Origin of the sequence: Leifsonia xyli subsp. cynodontis DSM 46306, from assembly GCF_000470775.1 — a bacterium.
GTDB classification, from domain to species: Bacteria; Actinomycetota; Actinomycetes; order Actinomycetales; family Microbacteriaceae; genus Leifsonia; species Leifsonia cynodontis.
In genome coordinates this window covers 721,425-742,025 of record NC_022438.1, presented here as the reverse complement: position 1 = coordinate 742,025, position 20,601 = coordinate 721,425, and the positions used below count along the sequence as shown (strand labels likewise).

General features: G+C 70.5%; 22 protein-coding genes and 4 pseudogenes. 6 read left to right on the top strand and 20 right to left on the bottom strand.

Annotated elements, in window-relative coordinates; all coding sequences use genetic code 11:
- Positions 1-266: 266 nt before the first annotated feature.
- From O159_RS03510 to O159_RS16460, 15 genes and pseudogenes are all read right to left on the bottom strand, one after another.
- Positions 267-1,127 (bottom strand): aldehyde dehydrogenase family protein, encoded by an 861-nt coding sequence (locus tag O159_RS03510; RefSeq protein ID WP_043993480.1) that lies wholly within the window; start codon positions 1,125-1,127, stop codon positions 267-269.
- Entirely contained in the window at positions 1,124-2,620 is a 1,497-nt protein-coding gene (locus tag O159_RS03505) for an aldehyde dehydrogenase family protein (RefSeq protein ID WP_021754371.1), read from the bottom strand. Before O159_RS03505 ends, O159_RS03510 begins: the two co-directional genes overlap by 4 nt.
- A 14-nt stretch (positions 2,621-2,634) precedes the next feature.
- Entirely contained in the window at positions 2,635-3,654 is a 1,020-nt protein-coding gene (gene deoC, locus O159_RS03500) for a deoxyribose-phosphate aldolase (protein ID WP_021754370.1), read from the bottom strand.
- Positions 3,651-4,019, bottom strand: a complete 369-nt coding sequence (locus tag O159_RS16195; RefSeq protein WP_021754369.1) for a sugar-binding domain-containing protein — start codon at positions 4,017-4,019, stop codon at positions 3,651-3,653. The genes deoC and O159_RS16195 overlap by 4 nt, the downstream gene beginning before the upstream one ends.
- A gap of 76 nt (positions 4,020-4,095) precedes the next feature.
- A pseudogene (locus O159_RS16190) lies at positions 4,096-4,701 on the bottom strand (sugar-binding domain-containing protein); the annotation flags it as partial.
- Between the two features lie 35 nt (positions 4,702-4,736).
- Positions 4,737-5,951, bottom strand: a complete 1,215-nt coding sequence (locus O159_RS03490; protein WP_043993479.1) for an MFS transporter — start codon at positions 5,949-5,951, stop codon at positions 4,737-4,739.
- Positions 5,948-6,892: a bifunctional riboflavin kinase/FAD synthetase gene (locus O159_RS03485; protein ID WP_021754366.1), complete on the bottom strand. Its 945-nt coding sequence runs from the start codon at positions 6,890-6,892 to the stop codon at positions 5,948-5,950. The genes O159_RS03490 and O159_RS03485 overlap by 4 nt, the downstream gene beginning before the upstream one ends.
- On the bottom strand, positions 6,889-7,371 hold the full coding sequence (locus O159_RS03480) for a hypothetical protein (RefSeq protein WP_021754365.1): 483 nt from the start codon (positions 7,369-7,371) through the stop codon (positions 6,889-6,891). The genes O159_RS03485 and O159_RS03480 overlap by 4 nt, the downstream gene beginning before the upstream one ends.
- A gap of 44 nt (positions 7,372-7,415) precedes the next feature.
- Positions 7,416-7,784: a hypothetical protein gene (locus O159_RS03475; protein WP_021754364.1), complete on the bottom strand. Its 369-nt coding sequence runs from the start codon at positions 7,782-7,784 to the stop codon at positions 7,416-7,418.
- Between the two features lie 31 nt (positions 7,785-7,815).
- Complete coding sequence (gene truB / locus O159_RS03470; RefSeq protein ID WP_021754363.1) at positions 7,816-8,718, bottom strand: tRNA pseudouridine(55) synthase TruB; 903 nt, start codon at positions 8,716-8,718, stop codon at positions 7,816-7,818.
- Between the two features lie 107 nt (positions 8,719-8,825).
- A pseudogene (locus O159_RS03465) lies at positions 8,826-9,994 on the bottom strand (ABC transporter ATP-binding protein).
- On the bottom strand, positions 9,991-10,806 hold the full coding sequence (locus tag O159_RS03460) for an ABC transporter permease (protein ID WP_043993970.1): 816 nt from the start codon (positions 10,804-10,806) through the stop codon (positions 9,991-9,993). The pseudogene O159_RS03465 and the gene O159_RS03460 overlap by 4 nt, the downstream one beginning before the upstream one ends.
- Positions 10,803-11,462 (bottom strand): ABC transporter permease subunit, encoded by a 660-nt coding sequence (locus tag O159_RS03455; RefSeq protein ID WP_021754361.1) that lies wholly within the window; start codon positions 11,460-11,462, stop codon positions 10,803-10,805. Before O159_RS03455 ends, O159_RS03460 begins: the two co-directional genes overlap by 4 nt.
- A 279-nt stretch (positions 11,463-11,741) precedes the next feature.
- Entirely contained in the window at positions 11,742-12,452 is a 711-nt protein-coding gene (locus tag O159_RS16465; RefSeq protein WP_330216837.1) for an ABC transporter substrate-binding protein, read from the bottom strand.
- Positions 12,377-12,907 (bottom strand): type 2 periplasmic-binding domain-containing protein, encoded by a 531-nt coding sequence (locus tag O159_RS16460; protein ID WP_330216836.1) that lies wholly within the window; start codon positions 12,905-12,907, stop codon positions 12,377-12,379. The genes O159_RS16465 and O159_RS16460 overlap by 76 nt, the downstream gene beginning before the upstream one ends.
- A 275-nt stretch (positions 12,908-13,182) precedes the next feature.
- Between O159_RS16460 and O159_RS03445 the strand changes: the two genes are divergently transcribed.
- Together O159_RS03445 and O159_RS03440 are read left to right on the top strand one after the other, a co-directional pair.
- A complete protein-coding gene (locus O159_RS03445; RefSeq protein ID WP_021754360.1) occupies positions 13,183-13,947 on the top strand; it encodes a GntR family transcriptional regulator in 765 nt (254 codons plus the stop codon).
- Positions 13,944-14,507, top strand: a complete 564-nt coding sequence (locus O159_RS03440) for a phosphonatase-like hydrolase (RefSeq protein WP_021754359.1) — start codon at positions 13,944-13,946, stop codon at positions 14,505-14,507. Before O159_RS03445 ends, O159_RS03440 begins: the two co-directional genes overlap by 4 nt.
- On the opposite strand, the pseudogene O159_RS13770 reads toward O159_RS03440, so the two are convergent.
- A pseudogene (locus tag O159_RS13770) lies at positions 14,488-15,345 on the bottom strand (IS5 family transposase). The gene O159_RS03440 and the pseudogene O159_RS13770 overlap by 20 nt on opposite strands.
- A gap of 66 nt (positions 15,346-15,411) precedes the next feature.
- On the opposite strand from O159_RS13770, the gene O159_RS16185 reads away from it, so the two are divergent.
- From O159_RS16185 to O159_RS03420, 4 genes are read left to right on the top strand one after another with little or no spacing between them, the layout of a single operon-like run.
- Complete coding sequence (locus O159_RS16185) at positions 15,412-15,534, top strand: hypothetical protein (RefSeq protein ID WP_269078370.1); 123 nt, start codon at positions 15,412-15,414, stop codon at positions 15,532-15,534.
- Positions 15,531-16,448 carry an alkaline phosphatase family protein gene (locus O159_RS16725; protein ID WP_201766231.1) on the top strand — a complete coding sequence of 306 codons (918 nt, stop codon included), beginning with the start codon at positions 15,531-15,533 and terminating at the stop codon, positions 16,446-16,448. The genes O159_RS16185 and O159_RS16725 overlap by 4 nt, the downstream gene beginning before the upstream one ends.
- Positions 16,449-16,457: 9 nt before the next feature.
- A complete protein-coding gene (locus tag O159_RS03425) occupies positions 16,458-17,516 on the top strand; it encodes a ketopantoate reductase family protein (RefSeq protein WP_021754356.1) in 1,059 nt (352 codons plus the stop codon).
- Positions 17,517-17,572: 56 nt separating this feature from the next.
- Positions 17,573-18,442, top strand: coding sequence for an HhH-GPD family protein (locus O159_RS03420; RefSeq protein WP_021754355.1), 870 nt, complete (start codon positions 17,573-17,575; stop codon positions 18,440-18,442).
- Positions 18,443-18,482: 40 nt separating this feature from the next.
- Here O159_RS03420 and O159_RS15565 read toward each other — a convergent pair whose 3' ends face one another.
- The 4 genes and pseudogenes from O159_RS15565 to O159_RS14910 all read right to left on the bottom strand — a co-directional run bounded on the left by O159_RS15565 (position 18,483) and on the right by O159_RS14910 (position 20,578).
- Positions 18,483-18,989, bottom strand: coding sequence for an SGNH hydrolase domain-containing protein (locus O159_RS15565; RefSeq protein ID WP_021754354.1), 507 nt, complete (start codon positions 18,987-18,989; stop codon positions 18,483-18,485).
- A complete protein-coding gene (locus tag O159_RS16180; protein ID WP_269078369.1) occupies positions 18,941-19,582 on the bottom strand; it encodes an SGNH hydrolase domain-containing protein in 642 nt (213 codons plus the stop codon). Before O159_RS16180 ends, O159_RS15565 begins: the two co-directional genes overlap by 49 nt.
- Positions 19,583-19,679: 97 nt before the next feature.
- Positions 19,680-20,504: pseudogene (locus tag O159_RS16720) on the bottom strand (acyltransferase family protein); the annotation flags it as partial.
- Positions 20,438-20,578 (bottom strand): hypothetical protein, encoded by a 141-nt coding sequence (locus O159_RS14910; protein ID WP_169725634.1) that lies wholly within the window; start codon positions 20,576-20,578, stop codon positions 20,438-20,440. The gene O159_RS14910 and the pseudogene O159_RS16720, both read right to left, overlap by 67 nt.
- Positions 20,579-20,601 lie beyond the last annotated feature (23 nt).

The window sequence follows — 20,601 nt, the reverse complement described above, 5'->3', positions numbered from 1 at the left end:
GTCGCCCTGATTGATCCTGTCGCTGAACGCGACAGTGGTCCTCTCCGCCGGGGGAATCGGCCTGGCGGTCGCGGGAATCGCCTCACCGCGGCAGACGACATGGCCAGCCGTCATCGCCTTGGTCCTGAACGCGGCGCCCCTCGGCGGATATGCGCTGATGTTCGGAATCGCATGGGTCTGCTCGCTCTGAGCGAATCACACCGGGACGATCGTCCGCACTCGTGCGATGGCGGACCAGAGGGCAAACTCCTCCTGGCGACCCCGGGCTAAAGAAGGCTCTTGGTGTGCCACACGGTCTTCGTCTCGGTGAAGAACGCGATCCGGTCGAGCGAGGGGGCGGCGGCATCCGGGCCGTTCTCCGGGGGCAGGACGCGTTTCAGCATGTCGGCCGCGGCGATCTGGAGGTCGATCCACTCCAGGTCGCCCGCGCCGACCAGGTCGAGCGCGTTGACGTCGGCGTGCGAGGCGAGCCAGGGCGCGACCTCGGCGGGCGAACCGGTGAGGATGTTGACCACGCCACCGGGGACATCGCTGGTCGCCAGCACCTCGCTCAAGCTGATCGCCGAGAGCGGGAAGCGCTCACTGGCGATGGCGACGATCGCGTTGCCCGACACGAGGGCGGGGGCGACCGCGCTCACGAACCCCAGCAGGCTGGAGTCCTGCGGCGCGACGATGGCGACGACACCCGTCGGCTCCGGCACCGAGATGTTGAAGTAGGGACCGGCGACCGGGTTGGCGTTGCCGACGACCTGGGCGAACTTGTCAGCCCAGCCTGCGTACCACACCCATCGGTCGATCGCCTCGTGTACCTGGGCGCCCGCAGCAGCAGCGGCGACGCCCTCCGCGCGCTGGATCTCGTCCACGAACTGGGCTCGACGGCCCTCCATCAGCTCGGCGATGCGGTAGAGCACCTGGCCGCGGTTGTACGGCGTGGCACCCGACCAGCCGGAGACGGCGGCACGCGCGGCGACCACCGCATCCCGGGCGTCCTTCCGCGAGGCCTTGGCCGCGTTCGCCAGGAAATCCCCCTTGGCGGCGAGCACCTCGTAGGTGCGTCCGGACTCGCTGCGCGGAAACTTTCCGCCGATGGAGAGCTTGTAGGTCTTCGGCACGGCCAGTCTGCTCATTTCTTGGCTCCCTTGCGGGTCGAGGCGGTTGCGGTGACGGCGGCCGGCGAGAGCGAACGCCCGGGGACGAGGTAGGCGCCGAGGCCGTGACGGCCGCCCTCACGGCCGTAGCCAGACTCCTTGTAGCCGCCGAACGGGCTGGCCGGGTCGAACCGGTTGAAGGTGTTGGCCCAGACCACGCCTGCGCGCAGCCTGTCCGCGACGGCCAGGATGCGGCTGCCCTTGTCTGTCCAGACACCGGCCGAGAGACCGTAGGGAGTGTTGTTCGCCTTGGCGATCGCTTCAGCGGGCGTGCGGAACGTCAGCACCGAGAGCACCGGGCCGAAGATCTCCTCCCGCGCGATGCGGTGGCTGGTCGAGACGCCGGTGAAGATCGTCGGCGCGAACCAGAACCCGTTCTGGGGAATGGCGCAGTCGGCGCTCCAGCGCTCGGCTCCTTCCGCCTCCCCGATGTCGGAGAGCTCGCGGATGCGCTGCAACTGCGCGGCGCTGTTGATCGCGCCGATGTCAGTGTTCTTGTCCAGCGGGTCGCCCAGGCGTAGCGTCGCCAGGCGGCGCTTGAGCCGGTCGACGACCTCGTCGTGGATGCTCTCCTGCACCAGGAGACGGCTGCCCGCGCAGCAGACGTGGCCCTGGTTGAAGAAGATGCCGTTGACGATGCCCTCGATGGCCTGGTAGATCGGCGCGTCGTCGAAGACGATATTCGCCGCCTTGCCGCCGAGCTCGAGGGTGAGCTTCTTGTCGGTGCCGGCGACCGAGCGGGCGATCTCTCGTCCGACGGCCGTGGATCCGGTGAAGGCGACCTTGTTCACGTCGGGGTGGGCGACGAGGTCGCGGCCGGTCTCCCCGGCTCCAGTGACGATGTTGACGACACCCGGCGGCAGGTCGGCCTGCTGCACGATCTCGGCGAACAGCAGCGCGGTCAACGGGGTGGTCTCGGCCGGCTTCAGCACGACCGTGTTGCCGGCCGCGAGGGCCGGGGCGATCTTCCACGCCAGCATCAGCAGCGGGAAGTTCCACGGGATGACCTGCGCGGCCACGCCGAGGGCGCGCGGCGCGGGGCCGAGGCCGGCGTGCTCCAGCTTGTCCGCCCAGCCGGCGTAGTAGAAGAACCAGGCGGCGACGAGCGGCACGTCGACGTCGCGGCTCTCCGTGATCGGCTTGCCGTTGTCGAGGCTCTCGGCCACGGCGAGCTCGCGCGCCCGCTCCTGGACGAGACGGGCGATGCGGAACAGGTACTTGCCGCGGTCCGTGCCGCTCATCCGCGACCAGACCTTCTCGTAGGCGCGGCGGGCGGCGGCGACCGCCGTATCCACGTCGGACGAGCCGGCCGTGGAGATCGTCGCGAGACGCTCCTCCGTCGCCGGGGAGATCGTCGGGAACGGCGTGCCGCGCCCGGCGACGAACTCGCCGTCGATAAACAGGCCGTACTCGACGCGGAGGTTCAGGATCGACCGCGACTCGGGGGCGGGGGCGTACTCGAGGAAGCTCATGGTGGGGTCCCGTCTCAGTCGATGGTCACGTAGTCGGCGCCAGAGTAGTGGCCGGTGCGGAGCTTCTGGCGTTGCAGCAGCACATCGTTCAGAAGGCTGGACGCGCCGAAGCGGAACAGGTGCGGCTGAAGCCAGTGCTCGCCGACCGTCTCGGCGACGGTCACGAGGTACTTGATGGCGTCCTTCGAGGAGCGGATGCCGCCGGCCGGCTTCACGCCGATCTCCTCGCCGGTGAGCCGGCGCCAGTCGCGCACCACCTCGAGCATGAGGAGGGTCGTCGGCAGCGTCGCCGCCGGCGAGACCTTGCCGGTGGAGGTCTTGATGAAGTCGCCTCCGGCCAGGATGCTCAGCCACGACGCGCGGCGGATGTTGTCGTACGTGTTCAGCTCGCCCGTCTCGAGGATGACCTTGAGGTGCGCGTAGCTTCCGTCCGCCCGGCGGCAGGCCTCCTTGACGGCGACGATCTCGTCGAACACGAGGCCGTAGCGGCCCGAGAGGAAGGCGCCGCGGTCGATGACCATGTCGATCTCGTCGGCGCCCGCGGCGACCGCGTCGGCGGTGTCGGCGAGCTTGACCGCGAGGGACGCGCGCCCGCTCGGGAACGCGGTGGCGACCGCGGCGACGGCGACGCCCTCCGGCGCCTCGGCGTGCGCGGCGCCGAGCGCCTCGACGGCGTACGGAACTATGTCGCCGTAGACGCACACGGCGGCCGGGCGCGGGGTGGTCGCGTCGCCCGCGTCCGGGGTCAGCGCCTTGGCGACGAGCGAGCGCACCTTGCCCGGGGTGTCGGCGCCTTCGAGGGTCGTCAGGTCGATGAGCCGGATGATGGTGTCGAGCGCCCAGCGCTTGCTGGACGTCTTGATGGAGCGGGTGCCGAGCCCGGCGGCCCGCTGCTCGAGGCCGACCGCGTCGACCCCGGGGATGCCGTTCAGGTAGCGCCGCAGGGACGCCTCGGTGAGGTCTCCGCCGAGGACCTCGACGGCGCGGGCCGCCGGCGCGAGGGCGCGCTCGGGCGGGGAGGTCTCGATGGTCACAGTGCGGCCTGCTCTCTGTCGATGGGCATGGTGTCGGTGGGCGTTCTGTCGTCCGGCGCGCGGCCGAGCACATCGCCGGCGGTGGCCTCGTCGGTGATGAGCGTCGTGCAGAGCCCGCTCGCGACGACGGCGTGCGCGATCCGGTGCTTCGCCTCGCCCGCGATGACCGCGATGGAGACGCGTGCGTTGCGCAGATCGTCCAGGCCCAGTCCGAGCGTGCGGCTGTCGAGGTCGGGGTCGGCCACCCGGCCCTCGCCGGTGATGAAGCGGCCCACGACATCCCCCACAGCGCCTTTCGCGGCGAGGGCCCGGACATCCTCCGGGGACAGGTAGCCGGAGTCGACATGCACCGAGCTGATGTCCACGACCCCGGCGCTGAAAGAGGAAGGCGCTGACGGTGCGGGCGAGCTCCAGCACCGACTGCACGGATCGGTCCGCCTCGATGGCGCGTCGCGTGGCCGCGTGCTCGAAGATGGCCGGGCTCGGCAGCAGCGTCGCCGTTCCCTGCGCCTTCCTGGCGATCACGACGGCCGTGTCCGCTGCGGCCGTCGCCTGGCGGGTGCTGGAGACGCTGCCGTTGATCTGCACCGGATTGACACCGGTCGCCCAGCCGGGGCGCAGCCGCGCCGCGACGGCGTGCAGTGTCCGCCCCCAGCTGACGCCGAGCGTCCGCGGAACGGGGCGGAGCGTTGTCAGGTAGTCCGCCGCCTGCGCGACCCGGGCCTGGGTCTCGGCGTCGGATTCGGCGGAGGGGACGACGACCGCGTCCGCCAGCCCGTAGAAACCGCAGAGCTCGCGCTCCAGCGAGAACTTCCTCGCGCTCGGATGCACGATCTCGATGCGCACGAACCCCTGCTGGCGCGCCGCCGTCAGCAGCCGGCCGACCTTCCAGCGGGAGACGCTGAGAGCGGCGCCGATCTCATCCTGCGTCTTGCCCGCTTCGTAGTAGAGCTCCGCGGCTTTCACAGCCAGGATCTCGTCGGTGTCGTTCAGGGCCACACATCCAAGCCTAGACGGGAGCACAACGTTTGTGCGATGGATGCTCATGTGAGCAGACGAGTGGCCGCGCTTCCCCGCACCGCCTACCGGTCTTCGAGCGGCACGGGCCGGGCGACGACGGCTCCGGCCGCGGCGGCCGCGAGGGCAGTGGCGGTGAGGAACGCGAGGGCCAGGGTCCAGGCGCCGGTCAGCTCGTGCAGGAGGCCGACGGCGAGCGGGCCGAACGAGCCGATGACATAGCCGATGCCCTGGGCGAAGCCGCTGAGGGCGACGGAGCCGGCGTGCGTGCGGGTCCTCGTGTTGATGAGCACCAGGCTGAGCGGGAAAAGCAGAGGTCCGAGACCGGCGATGGCGACCCAGAGCAGCGTCGCGGTCGTCGGGGCGACGATGAGCCCCAGGTAGCCGATCACGAAGAACGCGACCCCGGCGTAGACGAGCAGAGCGACGTTCCGCATCCGTGCGGCGAGGAGCGGCACCAGCAACCCGGCCGGGACCCCCATAGCGGCATACACCGACAGGAGCGTTCCGGCCTCCGCAGGCGGCGTTCCCGCCACATCGTGCAGAATCTGCGGCAGCCAGCCGAACATCGCATAGGCGTTGAGGCTCGAGGTCGCGAACACGATGGCCATCGCCCAGCCGAGCCCCGACCGCCACACCCGCGCGACCGCCGAGTGCCCCGCCTGCTCGACCTCGACATCGCGGCCGGGGTGCGCGGGGGTGCGGGTGAGCAGGATGCGCAGCCACGGCACGATGGCGAGCACGCTCACCAGCGCCCACATCCCGAGCGAGACATGCCAGCTCGACGCGTCGGCGACCGGCACCGCGACGAGCGGCGGCAGCAGTGTGCTGAACGATATGACCGTCGCGTACAGCGCGGTGACGAGGCCGATCCGGTCCGGGAAGTACCGCTTCACGAGCGGCGGCAGCAGCACATTGCCCACGCCCATGCCGGCGAAGGCGACCGCCGAGCCGATCGCCAGCTGGAGGAACGAGCCGGAGGCGGCCCGCACGAGGTGCCCGGCGAGCATGACGCCGAGCGCGATCAGGAGCACGGCCTCCAGGGATACGCGGCGGGTGAACCGGGGGGCGATCAGGCCGAACAGCGCGAAGCAGGCCGGCGGCATCATCCCGAGCAGCCCGACACCGACGCTGGAGACCGGGAACTCGACGCGGATCTCCGCGAAGATCGGGGAGAGGGCGGCGACGGCCGTGCGCAGATTGGCGGCGACGAGGAGGATGCCCAGGAGCGCCACGGCCCGCCCGCGCCACAGCGAGCGCGCAGGAGTCTCTGCGCTCACTCGGCGGCCCCGGGCGCCAGGATGCGCCGGGCACGCTCCACATCGTCGCGGATCTGCGCGATCAGCGGCTCGATCCCCGCATACGCGACCATCCCCCGGATGCGCTCCTGGAAGGCGATCTCGACCGTGTGGCCGTACAGGTCCAGCTCCCGGTCGAGAACATACGCCTCGACCTGCTTGTGCGGCACACCCTCGAAGGTCGGATTGTTCCCGACCGAGATCGCCGCCGGGTAGCACTGGCCGCCGTCGGTCAGAGAGCCCGCGTACACACCGTCGGCCGGGATCAGGCCCTCCAGCTCCGGCGACAGGTTCGCGGTCGGGAAGCCGAGCTCCCGTCCGCGCGCGGCCCCGTGGACGACGACGCCGCACACCGTGGGAGCCTGACCCAGCAAGAGCGCCGCGTGCGCGACATCCCCCTCCGCCAGCAGCTCGCGGATCCAGGTGGACGAGACCCGACGGCCGCGCTCCGGCCGCACGTCGTCGATGAGTTCGACGGCGAAGCCGTACCTCTCCCCCCGCTCGCGCAGAAACGCCACGTCCCCCGCGCCGCGACGCCCGTAGCGGAAGTCGCTGCCGACCAGCACGACGGCCGCGCGCAGCCGGTCGACCAGGATGCGGCGCACGAACTCGTCGGGGCTCAGCTCCGCGAGGGCGCGGTCGAAAGCGATCATGAGCGTCGCGTCGATCCCGGTGCCGGCGAGCAGATCGAGCTTCTGCCGGTTGCTCACCAGGGCGGCCGGGCACTTCTCCGGAGCGATCACCTCAAGCGGATTGCGGTCGAAGGTGACCACCGTCGCGGCGAGACCGCGCTCGTCCGCGACCTGGCGCAGGCGCGCGATGACGGCACGGTGCCCGGTGTGGACACCGTCGAACTTGCCGATCGTCACAGCGCTCGGCCCGTATCCGGCGGGGACGTTGGCGACCGCGGTGAAGACCTTCACGAGGCGGCCCCGGCCGCCTCGCGCGGGCGGCGCTTCGCCAGCCAGAGCAGCCCCAGGACCGGCAGGGCCAGCGGGACGAAGAAATAGCCCATCCCATAGACCGACCAGACCGTCGCGTCGCGCCCGAACGGGTCGATGTCGTGCAGGGCGAGGGCGTCGGGCGCGAACAGGCTGAGCGTCCCGATCGCGAGCACGCCGGCCAGCTCGAAGCCGATGGTGATCCACGCGACCCGGCGCCAGACACGGCCGGGCGCCACGAGCGCGACCGTCGCGACGATGTAGACGACGGCCGCGACCGCCGAGAGGGTGAACGCGACCGGCGCCTCGTGGTAGCGGTCGAGGATCTGGAACACACTGCGCCCGGTCGCGGCGAGCGCGAGCACGCCGTACATGAAGACCAGCAGACGGCCGGCTCCGGAGAGGCGACGACGGGAGGCGGCGCCGTCGCGATCGCGCGCGGGGAGGGTGTGGTGAGACATCGCTACCGATTCTATTCGCGTGACGACCGGGCGCTCTTCGCGGGTCAAGCGCCCTGCACGAACCAGATCTGCCCCATCCGGTACACCATCACCGCGATCGCGAAGCAGACGCCGCCCAGGATGACCGTGCTCCAGCGGTTCCGTTCGATCAGCGCCCAGAAGCCGCCCGCGAGGGGCAGGACGAGCGCCGAGATCAGATAGATGTAGAACTCCGCGAGGCTGCCGGACGGGGTGTTTCCGACCGCGGGAGCGACGATGGCGATGACCAGCTGCGCGATCAGCAGCAGTTGCACGAGCGCGACGGCTCCCATCGAGAGGTCGCTGGGCGCGCGCCCGGCCAGCCCGAGGGCGACGCAGACCACTCCCGCGATCACAGCGACGGCGAGCTGCGCCGCGACGAACCAGTCGATCATGCCGCTCCAGCGATCGTACGCGGGCCGGGGATCACGCGATCTCCTCCGTCGGGAAGTTCACGAGGGTCCTCGCTTCCTTTCCCCGGAACTCGATGAGCCCGATCAGACGTCCGTTCGGGGCGATCGCCGCGACGGGCTCGCCCCAGGGACCCTCCCAGCAGACGAGATGGAGGCGCTTCCCGTGCGCGAGGTCGATCGCCTGCTGTTCGGTCAGCCGCAGCCGCTCGAACAAGGACGACGACGCCTCGGCGGCCGGGATGAGCGCCGCCGCGGGCTCGAGCGTAGCGAGTTCGTGGGCGCGGCGCACATCGTAGCCGCCCACCCGCGTGCGCCGCAGGGCCGTGAGGTGCCCGCCGACGCCGAGCCGAGCGCCGAGATCGCGAGCGAGCGAGCGGATGTAGGTGCCCGACGAGCAGACGACGCGGACTTCGAGGTCGATGGCGTCCCGCTCCCGGCGCTCGGAAAGCATCTGGAACGCGCTCACCGTCACCGCGCGCGCCGAGAGGACGACCTCCTCGCCCGCCCGCACCCGGGCGTACGCGCGCTTGCCATCCACTTTGACAGCGCTGACGGCGCTCGGAACCTGCTCGATCTCGCCGGTGAGCGCCGCGATGCCCTCGGCGATGGCCGACTCCGCGACCGCGGCGAGGGCGGCCGGTTCCGCCCGCTCGAGGATCTCGCCCTCGGCGTCGTCGGTCGTCGTGGCGGTGCCGAGCCGGATCGTCCCGACATACTCCTTCTCGGCGCCGACGATGTACGTCAGCAGCCGCGTGGAGGAGTTCAGGCCCAGGACGAGGAGCCCCGTCGCCATCGGGTCGAGCGTCCCGGCGTGACCGACCTTGTGTGTGCCCGCCAGGCGCCGGACGCGGGCGACGACATCGTGACTCGTCCAGCCTCCGGGTTTGTCGATCAGAAGGAGACCGCTGCCGATCATGCCCGCCCGCCCGCGGCGTCCGCGCCGGCGACCCGCCCGCGCCGCTCGGCGAAGGGTGTCCGCTCGCTGATCGCCGCCGTCATGGTCGACAGGCTATCAGCCGATCGCTACAGCCCCTGGTCGTCCGGGCCCGGCCTCATCGCGGCCTCGCCGCGATCGTCGCGCCCGGCCTGCCCGGCTCCCGCGCTCCGGGCGCGCACGACGACGGGACGGCCGGCGAAGGCGATCCGCGTGGGGGCGTCGAGGACGGTACGGTCGGACGCCGCGTGCTGCACCGACAACAGCGTTCCGTCGCTCAGCCGCACCATCGTGCGCCGGAGCGACCCGAGGAAGCTGGAGGCCACGACGACCGCCTCCACCCCGTCCGCGCCGTCGGTGAACACGATGTCCTCCGGGCGGACAGAGACGACGACCGGGCCGTCGCTCGCCCCGCCCAGAACCGGAAGCCGCAGATCCTGCACCACGGCTTCGCCGTCGCGGACCACGCCGTCGAGCCGGTTGCTCAGGCCGACGAAATCCGCGACGAACGGCGACGCCGGTGTGCGGTAGAGCTCCTCGGGCGTGCCGATCTGCTCGATGGCCCCCGCGTTCATGACCACGACTCTGTCGGCGACGGCGAGCGCCTCCTCCTGGTCGTGGGTCACGAACAGCGTCGTGATGCGAGATCGCGCTGGATGCGGCGGATCTGCTCGCGCAGCTGGACCCGCACCTTCGCGTCGAGGGCGGAGAGGGGCTCGTCGAGCAGGAGCACACGCGGGCGCGTGACGAGGGCGCGAGCGAGCGCGACGCGCTGCTGCTGCCCACCGGAGAGCTCGTGGGCGTACCGGCCACCGCGCTCCGCGAGCCCGACGAGTTCGAGAGCCTCCGCCGTGCGCGCGGCGCGGCGGCGCGCGTCCACTTTGCGCATGCGCAGACCGAACTCGATGTTCTGCGCCGCCGTGAGATGGGGAAACAGTGAATAGGACTGGAACACCATGCCGATGTCCCGGCGGTTCACGGGCACACCGGAGACATCCTGACCGTCGACGAGGACGCTGCCGGCGTCCAGGCGATCGAGCCCGGAGAGCGCCCGGAGCATCGTCGTCTTGCCGCACCCGGACGGGCCGAGCAGGGCGACGAACTCGCCCGGGTGGATGTCGAGGCTCACGCCCCGCAGGGCGACATGGGCGCCGAAGGATTTCACGATGTCCACGAGCGACACCGCGGTTCCGGTCACGGCCAATGGACCGGTGATCTCACCGGCAGCGGATGGGGTCGACGGTGTGGGCGCGCTCATCGTGCTGCTCTCCTGGTGGGTCGGAACGAACCCAGACGCCCGATCGCCAGCAGCAGGGCGAACGCGAGCGCCAGCGCGAACAGAGCGAAGATCGCGGCGACGTAGGGATCGGTCTGCTGGAGCAGGAAGAGGGCGGTCTGGAAGGTTGTCTGGTTGAGGAAGGAAGCGATCGTGAACTCTCCGAGCACGACCGCGATCGTCAGGAAGCACGCCGACAGGATGCCGCGGCGAAGGGTGGGGAGGAGGATGCGCACCACGACCTGAAGCCCGTTCGCGCCGAGGGAGCGCGCCGCCTCGCTGAGCACCACCACGTCGAGCGCGGCGATGGCCGTCTGGATCGGACGGTAGGCGTACGGCAGCACGATGACCCCGATCGCGAACGACAGGGTCCAGGCGACGCTTCCGAAAGCCCCCGCGACGACCCGGTAGACGGGGACGAAGCCCACCACCAGAACGACCGTCGGCACGGTGAGCGGCAGCAGGCAGACGAACTCGATCGCCCGGCGCGCCGCCGGGTAGCGCAGTTCCACCAGGATGATCGTCGGAAGCAGGATCAACAGCACCAGGCCGACGGTGATGGCCGCGATCGCGAGCGAGTTGACGATGCCGGTGAGCAGTTGGTCGTCGGTGAGCTCCTGTAGCGGGTCGACCACCGCCGCATAGTGGCCGAGCGTGAAATCGGCCGGGCTGCCCGGCACGCGGAAGGTGAACAGCAGCATCGCCAGCAGCGGCAGCAGGAAAGCGACGCCGGCGACCGTCAGGATGGCGGCGCTCGTCGCACGGCCCGGGGCCGCACCGATGCGCACGCTCATCGCCGCCACCGCCGCGCTCGCCGGTCGAGGAGTGAGGAGACGCCCATCACGGCGACCATCACGACGACCATCCCCAGCGCCAGCACGCCCGCGGTGTTCGCCACGCCCACGATCGTCTCGCTGGTCAGCTGCTGTTTGATCGCCAAAGGCACGATCACGCCCTGGTCGATCAACGCGGCCGCCGTCGCGAACGAAGAGAAGGCGCTGGCGAAGACCAGGATCGTGGACCCCCAGAACGCCGGGGCGAGAATCGGCATCGCGATCCGAGTCCAGTACGTGAGCCGCGAGGCTCCGAGCGTCGCGGCGGCCTCGCCCCACTGCGGTCTGAGCCCTTCGAGGGCCGGCATGAAGGTCAGGACCATGAGCGGGACGGAGAAGTAGAGGTAGGGGAACACCAGGCCGCCGACTTGATAGAGCAGCGGCCCTCGGGACGACAGGGCGTTGAGGTCGAAGCCGAATGTCTGCTTGAGGAAGACCGTCATCGCGCCTTGGACGCCCATGAGGGCGATAAAGGCGAACGCGAGCATGATGCCGCCGAACTGGGCGAGCACACTGCTGGCGGAGTCGACGACAGTGCGGAGCGTCCCGTCGGGTTTGACACCGAGCAGTGCGAAGCAGATGACCGCACCGATCGCGGCGGCGAGGACGGCCACCACAGCCGAGACCCAGAACGAGTTGACGAAACCGGTCAGAATGGCCGGGTCGGCGTAGGCCGCGAAGTTCGCGACGGTGAACTCGCCATCGGCGGTGAAGAAGCCGCTCCCGACAGCGTAGAACGTCGGAACGGCGAGGAAGATCAGAACGTAGACGGCGAATGGCGCGAAGCCCAGCCAGCCCGCGCCCCGGCGCCGGGATGTCCCGGCGCCGGGGGCGGACAGGGCCGTCGCGATCCGGGGGATGCTGCGGTCATGTGCGAATCAGCCGACGGCCGAAGCCTACTTCGCGGCGAGGACCTTCGCCGCTGCGCCGGCCTGGTCGCTCGTGAGCTGCACGAAGTCCTTCGGCGGCGTTCCGACGCTCTTCAGGACGTTCTGGTCCACGGTTTTGTTCGCGATCATCGCCCGCAGCGTCGACGGGTAGGCGCCGGAGGCGAGATACAGGTTCTGCACCTCCGGGCTGTACAGATACTCCTCCCACAGGCGCGCGGCGGCCGGGTTCGGAGCGTCCGCGTTGATCGCCTGGTTGTAGTAGCTGCCGAGCGCGCTTCCCGGCAGCACCACGGTCTTCCAGTTCGGGTTGCCCGAGGAGCCTCCGGCCGGCCCCCAGGCGAGGTTGTTGTAGCTCCATTGGATGACCACAGGAGTCTCGCCGGACGAGACGGTCGCCTGCGTCGGCAGCACCGAGATGAAGTTCCCGGCCTGCTTCAGCTTCGCGAAGAAGTCGACACCGGGGGTGATGTCGTCCGCGGTGCCACCCGATTGCAGCGTGGCCCAGTAGACCGCGCTGGCCGCTTCGTTGGCCTGGGTGGGGTTGCCCTTGATCGCGACCTTGCCGTGGTAGGCGGCGCCGAGGAGATCGTCAATCGAGGCCGGAGCCGTCGTGATGGCCTTCGAGTCGTAGCCGATCGACATCAGGCCGGTGTAATCGTAGTACCACGCGCCTTTGGGGTCCTTGAACTCGGCGGGGATGTCCGACCATGTCGACACCTTGACGGCGCGACGAGGTCGAGGTTCTGGCTGAGCACGGCGGTGCCGATGTCGAAGACGTCGGGAGCGGTGCTCTGTCCCTTCTGCGCCCGCGCCGCGGCGACCTCGTCGGCGCTGGAGCCGTTGGGGTTCTCGGAGGTGACCTGGATGCCGGGGTACTTCTTCTGGAAGCCCGCGATGATCTTCCCGTAGTTGGCCCAGGACGGCGGCAGGGTGATGACGTTGAGGTGGCCCTCCGCCTTCGCCGCGGCGACCAGAGCGTCCATACCGCCGAAGTCGGCGACGCTGACCGCCTTCTGCTTCTGAGCGAGCGTGAGGCTCGAACCGTTCGTGCTGGCCGACGAGGCGCCCGCGCAGGCGCTGAGCGTCGCTGCGATCGCAGCCGTCGTCGCGATGAGGGCCGCGACGCGCACGGCACGCCGACGGGGACGGCGTTCGATCGGGTGCTGTTCCATGGGGATGTTCCTTTCGGAGTTTCGGTGGTGAGGGGCCGTCGGGGTTCGGGGCCGGGAGAGGCGGACCTGCGCATTGCGGTCGGGCACGGTGACGGACAGACCGGCCCGGCTGTCTTCCACAGTCCCCGAAAAATGTCAGATTCCGAACAAAACAGCCAACTTGTCATGAGATGTTCACCCCACTCCTGATGAGGAATAACCGGGGTAACAAGAGGTGAACGGCGGAAGAACAGCTCCGAAATCGCCGTCACACGATCCACCTGTATTGTCAAGATATGAAGGTGCCCCTGCATGAGACCGTCCGCACCGCTCTGCGAGAGCGCATCCTGAACGGCGGGCTCCCCGCCGGTGCGTCGCTGCCCAGCGAAGCAGAGCTGTGCGCGCAGTTCGGCGCGTCTCGCGGCCCGGTGCGGCAAGCCCTGACAGCGCTGAGCACCGAGGGGCTCATCGAGACCAGCCAGGGGCGCGTGCCGATCGTCGCCCGTGCTCCCCTCGCGCACGCGATCGACGACTTCTTCTCGTTCTCGTCCTGGGTCCGGGACCTCGGCCGCACCCCGGGCCAGCGCACGATCGAGATCGCCCTGCGCCAGCCCCGGGCCCGGATCGCCCTCGCCCTCGCCCTCGCCGACGGCGAGCAGGCCGTCGAACTGGTGCGTGTGCGCTCGATCGATGGAGAGCCGGTGATGATCGAACGGACCGCGTTCGCCGAGCGGGTCGGGCGGCTGCTGTTCGAGTTCGACCCGGATGCCGGATCGCTCTTCGACGCACTGCTCGCGAGGGGCGCGCCGCTCGACCGCGGCGAGCACACCATCGACGCCGTCGCGGCCGACGAGCTCGACGCCGCAGAGCTGGGCGTCGCGCTGGCCGCTCCCCTGCTGCGGGTGCGCCGTGTCACGACCTCGGACGACGGAGACATCCTCGAAGTCTCCGACGATCGCTATCGGCCCGATCGAGCGGCGCTGATCATCCACAACTCCCGCTCGCGTTCCCTGCCCCGGCCCCTGGTGGCGCGCAGCATGACCTCGGAAGGCACAGCATGACCATCTCTCTCGTCTCCCTCGACCTGGCCGGCACCACGATCGACGAGGGCGGCATCGTCTACGATGTGCTCCGGCAGAGCGTCGCCGAGGCCGTGGGGGCGCCCGTCCCCGCCGAGGCGCTCGACGACTGGACCGGCACCGACAAACGGGAGGCGATCGAGGGGCTCCTGACGGCCCTCGGGGCGGACCCGGCGAGGACGGAGGCGGTCCACACCGCCTTCGCCGAGCGTCTGGACGCCGCCTACGCCGCCGCCACGCCGCGCCTCTTCCCCGGTGTGCGCGAGGCCGTCGCCTCGCTGCGCGCGTCCGGAGTGAAGGTCGGACTGCAAACGGGGTACGAGCGGGCCGTGGCCGAGCGGCTGCTCGCGAGGGTCGGGTGGGCAGTGGGCGCGGACGTGGACGCCCTCGCGACCTCGGAGGATGTCTCCGCGTCCCGCCCCGCGCCCTATCTGGTGTTCCGGACCATGGAGTCGACAGCGACGCGCTCCGTGCAGGAGGTGCTCGTGGCCGGCGACACCCCCAATGACCTTAGAGGTGGTTTCAGTAGTCGTTTTTGGTGAGTTTGCGGGCGCTGGTGATCGCGATTGCTAGAGCGACGAGCGCCGTGATCGTTGAGGCGGTGCGGTCGTAGCGAGTGGCGAGTTTCCGGAAGGCGAGGATCCAGGCCATGGTGCGTTCGACTACCCAACAGTGTTTACCCAGTCACTGTTTGGAGTCGACTCCGATTCGTGCGATGCGTGCCTTGATCCCACGACAACGCAGGTAACAGCGGACGCGGCGGTTGTCGTAAGCCTTATCGGCGTGGAAGATAACCGGGCGGCGTCTGGGCCGACCGCGGCCGACGCCCTTGATCGCGGTGATGTTGTCTAACACAGGTTCCACGAGCATGGAGTCGTGTCGGTTGGCGCCGGAGATCTCCACATGCAGCGGGAGTCCGTTGCGGTCGGTCAGGACATGGTACTTGGTGCCCCGTTTCCCACGATCCGTGGGGTTAGGTCCAGTGAGATCGCCCCCTTTTCGCCCGGACACTTACGGAGTCCAGGCAGGTTCTTGACCAGTCGATCATGCCAGCCTGGCCGAGTTCGTCGAGCATGATCTTCCGCAGTGCATCCCACGCGCCCGCTTCGGACCATTCACGCAGACGCCGCCAACAAGTGACCCCGGACCCATACCCCAACTCGGGCGGGAGCTTCTCCACGGGATCCCCGTCAGCAGCACGAACACGATCCCAGCGAACACCTTCCGGTCAGGAACCCGAGGCTGCCCAGCCCGCCCATTGACCACAGGCGGCCGAGGCGGAATCAACGGCTCCAGCCGCTCCCACAACATATCCGTAATGAACCGATCCTCAGCAAGCGTCGACACTCGACCAGCATCCCCGCTAACCAGCCACAACAACCACCGCCACGCCGACTACTGAAACCACCTCTTAGTGCGGGCATCGCCTCCGGAGCGCGGCTCGTCATGGGGGTCCTCAGCGGCGCGAGCAGCGCGGAGGAGCTGGGCCGGTACGCGCACACCCACCTGCTCGCCAGTGTGGCGGCGCTGCCCGAGTTGCTCGCCGCGGCCGGGGAGCTGCCGCGATGATCCGCCGCAAACTCCTCCTGATCGGGATCGACGGTCTGCGCGTCGACGACGCGCTGCGCCGATCCCCGGCTGGTTCGGCCCCGCCGCTCGCTCCCATCCTGTCGGCATGCGCGAGCGCGGGAACGATGCTGACCATGACGATGGAGGTCCCCACGATCTCCGGTCCCGGCTGGTCATCGCTCCTGACCGGCGCTGCGCACGCGGAGCACTCGGTCTTCGACAACTCGTTTCGCGGTCACACGCTCGAGCGCCACCTCGACCTCCTCAGCCGCGCGTACATCGCCGATACGTTCCGTCGCACCTTCGCGGCGTCGAGCTGGCCGCCGATCGTGGACCCCGCCGGCCCCGGACCGATCATCGCGAGCCGCCCGGATCAGGCGCGGACCGGGCAGCACCGGGTCGTCGTGCGAGACGGCGAGACCTACGGCTACCGCTGGGCCGACGGCGAGATCGCCGCCTGCGCGCGGCTCGCGCTGCGGGAAGCGGGACCGGATGTCTCGTTCGTCTCCCTCGGAGAGGTCGACGAGGCCGGACACCTGTACGGCGGCAGCTCTCCGCGAGTACGCGGCGGCCATCGGCCGCGTCGACGCGCACCTCGGGCGCCTCCTCGCCGAGATCGAGGCCCGGGTCGCCCGCACCGGGGCGGAGGAAGAATGGCTCGTCGCCCTGACGACCGACCACGGCCACCTCGACGAGGGCGGGCACGGCGGCGGCGAGGCGGTGCTGCCCCGGTCCTTCCTCGCCCTGTGCCGATACGGGTCGGCGGACCCGCTCCCCATCGGGACCTCCATCGAGCCCTGGGAGGTCGTCTCCCTGCTCCTGAGGGATCTGGAGCGCTGACCGCCTCCCGCTGTCCTCCTCGCATCCCACCCCCGCCGGCCCACCCCCACCGCACCCGGAGGAGACACGCCTAAGCTTGTCGGGTGCGTATCGGCGTGATCGGAGCGGGAGCCATCGGCGGGACCATCGCGGCCCTCCTCGACCGCGTCGGCCACCTGGTCGAGGTGACCGCCCGCGGCGAGCACCTCGCAGCGATCCGCGCCGGGGGGCTCCGCCTCGACGGCGGCTGGGGCGCGCACACCGCACGGGTCGCCGCAGCCGAGACACTACAGACCCGGCCCGAGCTGGCGTTCCTCTGCACGAAGGCCCAGGATGCCGCGTCCGCCCTCCGCGACAACGCCTCCCTCCTCGACGGCATCCCCGTGGTCGTCGTGCAGAACGGCCTCGCCGGCCTCCGCCTCGCGACCGGGCTGTTGCGCGGCTCCGAGTGCGTCGGCGCCCTCGCGCTGTTCGCGGCGAGCTTCCTCTCCCCCGGCCGCATCGTCGTCACGACGACGGCGAACACCTATCTCGGCGCGGGCGAGGGCCCCGCGCCCGAGGCCGCGGTCGCCGCCGCGCGCATCCTCGACGCCGCCCTGCCGAGCGTCGCTGTCGACGACTTCGCGGGCTGCCAGTGGACCAAGCTCATCGTCAACCAGGTGAACGCCCTGCCCGCGATCACCGGCTTGAGCGCCCAGGAGACGCTCGGCGACCGGCGGCTGCGACGGCTGATGACCGCGAGCCTGCAAGAGGCGGTGCGGGTCGGGTACGCGCGCGGCATCCGCTACGGCAGCGTCCAGGGCCTGACCGACGGCCTCCTGCGCTTCGTCGCACGCGCGCCGCGCTGGGCGGCTCAGGCCGTGCCGCTGCTGATGCGGCGGCGGATGGGGGCGACGCCGAACCCGGGCTCCACCCTGCAGAGCATCCGCCGGGGGCAGCCCAGCGAAATCGACTACCTGAACGGAGCCGTCGTCGCGGAGGCGCGGGAGGCCGGCGGCGAGGCGCCGGTCAACGCCGCGCTGACCGCGCTCGTCCACGAGGTGGAGCGCTCGGGGGCGTTCCTGCCGCCCGAGACCGTCGCGGAGCGGATGCGGCCGCTCCTGAGAGCGGGGAGGCCGCCGGCCGCACCGCGAGCGCCCGCGAACGGAGATCGCGCAGCATGAGCGCCCTTCGGCGTCGGCCTCCGGGAACGAGCCCCGACCGGCTAGCCTCGGCAGATATGCGTGAACCTTTCGCGAGCGCCGTCGTGGACTGGTACCACGCCAACCGGCGCGACCTGCCCTGGCGCCGCGACGGCTTCACCGCCTGGGGAACGCTGGTGAGCGAGTTCATGCTGCAGCAGACGCCCGTCTCCCGGGTGATCCCCCGCCTGGAGGAGTGGCTGGCGCGCTGGCCGGCTCCCGCCGACCTCGCCGCCGTGCCCCCGGGCGAGGCTGTGCGGGCCTGGCGCTCGCTCGGCTATCCGCGGCGCGCGCTGTGGCTGCACTCCGCGGCCGTCGCGATCACGGAACAGCACGGCGGAGTGGTCCCCGACGATGTGGACGCGCTCCTGGCCCTCCCGGGCGTCGGCGACTACACCGCGCGGGCCGTCGCTGTCTTCGCCTACGGCAACCGGCACCCCGTGGTCGACACCAACATCCGCCGGGTCATCGCCCGCGCGGTCGAGGGCCAGGGCGAGCCCGGACCGCCCAGCGCCAAGCGCGACCTCGCCGCCATGGAGGCGCTCCTCCCCCGCGATCGCCCGGCCGCCGCCGCGTTCAACGCGGGGATGATGGAGCTCGGCGCCCTGGTCTGCGTCCCCCGCGCCCCGCGCTGCGACGCCTGCCCGCTCGCTGCGGCCTGCGCCTGGCGCGCCGGCGGTTTCCCGCCCTACGCCGGTCCGCGAAAGGCCGTCCAGAAGAAGTACGAGGGCAGCGACCGCCAGGTGCGCGGCCGCATCCTGGCCGAGCTGCGCGCCGCGCACCTCCCGGTCACCGCGGCAGAGTTGGAGTCGGTATGGCCGGATGCCGTACAGCGAGACCGCGCACTGGCCGGCCTCCTCTCCGACGGCCTGGCGGTCGCGGCCGAGGGCGGCTACACGCTCCCCTGACTCTCCGGCTGCGCCCCCGGGTCCGCGGCCGGAGGCGCGCTCACACCACCCGAGCCGCCACCAGGGCCGAGCGCAGCACACCGCCCAGGGACTCGGAGGAGCTCTGCGTGAGGTGGCTGGAGTCGAGCCGGACGATCACATCGCCGACCCCGATCGGGCAGCTGCCGTCGCTGGTGCAGAACCACGGCTCCGGATCGAGGTAAACCGCAGGCAGACCCTGGGCCGTGGCTTGCCGGACGGCCTCCACCTCGGCGGCTCGTTCCTCCCGGTCGACAGCGTCGATCGTGGACACGCATCGGTCGGGCCCGAAGATCCGGAGGGAGCAGTCGGTCACCCGCCGCCCTTCGGGGGGATTGCCGATCACCACGACCGGCGCTCCCACCGAACGCACGGCTTCCATGCTCCGCAGGGTCGCGCTCGTCCACTCGGCTTGGGCCGGCGCTCGGGTCTTGCCGCTCTCCAGCGTTTTGTAGGGTCCGAGAGCGCTCGCGAAGACGATCAGATCGGGTTTCGCCGCGGCGACGGCGGCCAGATCGGACTCGCGCATATCCTCTCGCAGTCGTCGGTGAAAGTCGCGCGGTCGCGCACTTCGCCGACCCGCGTCGATGCGGCCGGGCACCCCTGCAGGCCGAGTTCGGCCACGTCCCAGCCAGAGCCGAGGGCCGACCGGAGAGCGGGAACCCAGCTCAGCGCGATCGAGTCGCCGACGACGTAGGCCGTCCGGCGTCCTCCGTCGCCCGACAGGACGCAGGGCTCCCGGAGACGCGAGTGGTCGCCCGGAGCCACCGCGTCGCGCAGACACCCTTGGAAATCGACGGGCTGGAGCGGTCCGGAGAGCTCGGCCGAGAACGGCTTCCAGGAGTCGCCGGCCGAGGACTCGGCCAGCGCCGCCGCGAGTTCCTCGGGGGACGACCAGGCTGCCGGGGCGGTGGTCGCCGGAGCGGGCTTCGGGAGCAGTTCGACCCCGCGGAGCTGTCCGACGGACAGGACGGCCACCAGCAGAGCCGTCACGGCGAATCCGCCCACGCGGGCCACGTTGCCGCGCTTCGACAGCCACGCCCCGAGGCGCTTCCAGACGGCGGCCTGCCGCGCCGGCTGCTCGATGACGTGGTAGGACAGGGCGGCGATGGCCACCGACACCGCCACGCAGAGCAGACCGTGGAGAAAGCCTTCGCCCGGGAACAAGCGCGGCAGCGAAGATGATGACCGGGGCGTGCCACAAGTAGAGCGAATAGGAGATGCGGCCGATGTAGCGGATGGGGGCCAGCGTAAGAGCCCGTCCGTAGTCCCGATCCGTGGTGGCGCGCTCGGCGGCCACGATCACCGCGGCCGTGCCGAGGACAGGGAGGAGCGCGGCGGCGCCGGGGAAAGGCGTGGTCGTGTCGAAGAGCACGGCGGAGACCAGAATCGCCACCAGTCCGGCCGCTCGGAGGGCCGTCGCCGGTGCGCGGCGGGAGACACCGGCGAATCTGGCAGCGAGGATCACACCGGCCGCGAACTCCCAGATGCGGGTCGGGGTCGCGAAATAGGCCGAAGCGGGACGCGAGTCGGTCAGCCAGATCGAGAAGGCGAGCGAGCCGACGAAGCCGAGGATGCCGACCACCAGCACCGTGCCGCGCAGGCGGGGAGCGCGACGCTTCGCCACGGCGGCCACAGCGAGCCAGGCGAGAATGAGCGCCCACGGCCAGAAGGCGTAGAACTGCTCCTCGACCGACAGCGACCAGAAGTGCTGGAACGGTGAGACAGACGCATTGGCGTCGAGATAGACCGTTCCCGAATGCACCAGGTTCCAGTTCTGGACCCACAGCAGCGATGAGAGCGCCTGCTGGTTCCAGGAGGCGTTCGTCGCCCCGAAGAACAGAAGGTTGGACATCGCCACGGTGACGGCGATCGTCGCGATCGCGGCCGGTGCGAGCCGGGCGAATCTCCGGGTGTAGAAACGACCGAGCGAGATCGCGCCCTTTTCCTCCTTTTCGCGCAGGAGGGCGCGTGTGATCAGGTAGCCGCGGAGATCACGAAGAAGATGTCCACACCGACGTATCCGCCGGTGGGGAATCCCCACGCATGATTTGCGACGACGAGCAGGACAGCGAGAGCGCGGAGGCCCTCGATGTCCGGACGGAACCAGGTACGCATTCGGGTGTCCTCGGGGTTTCAGG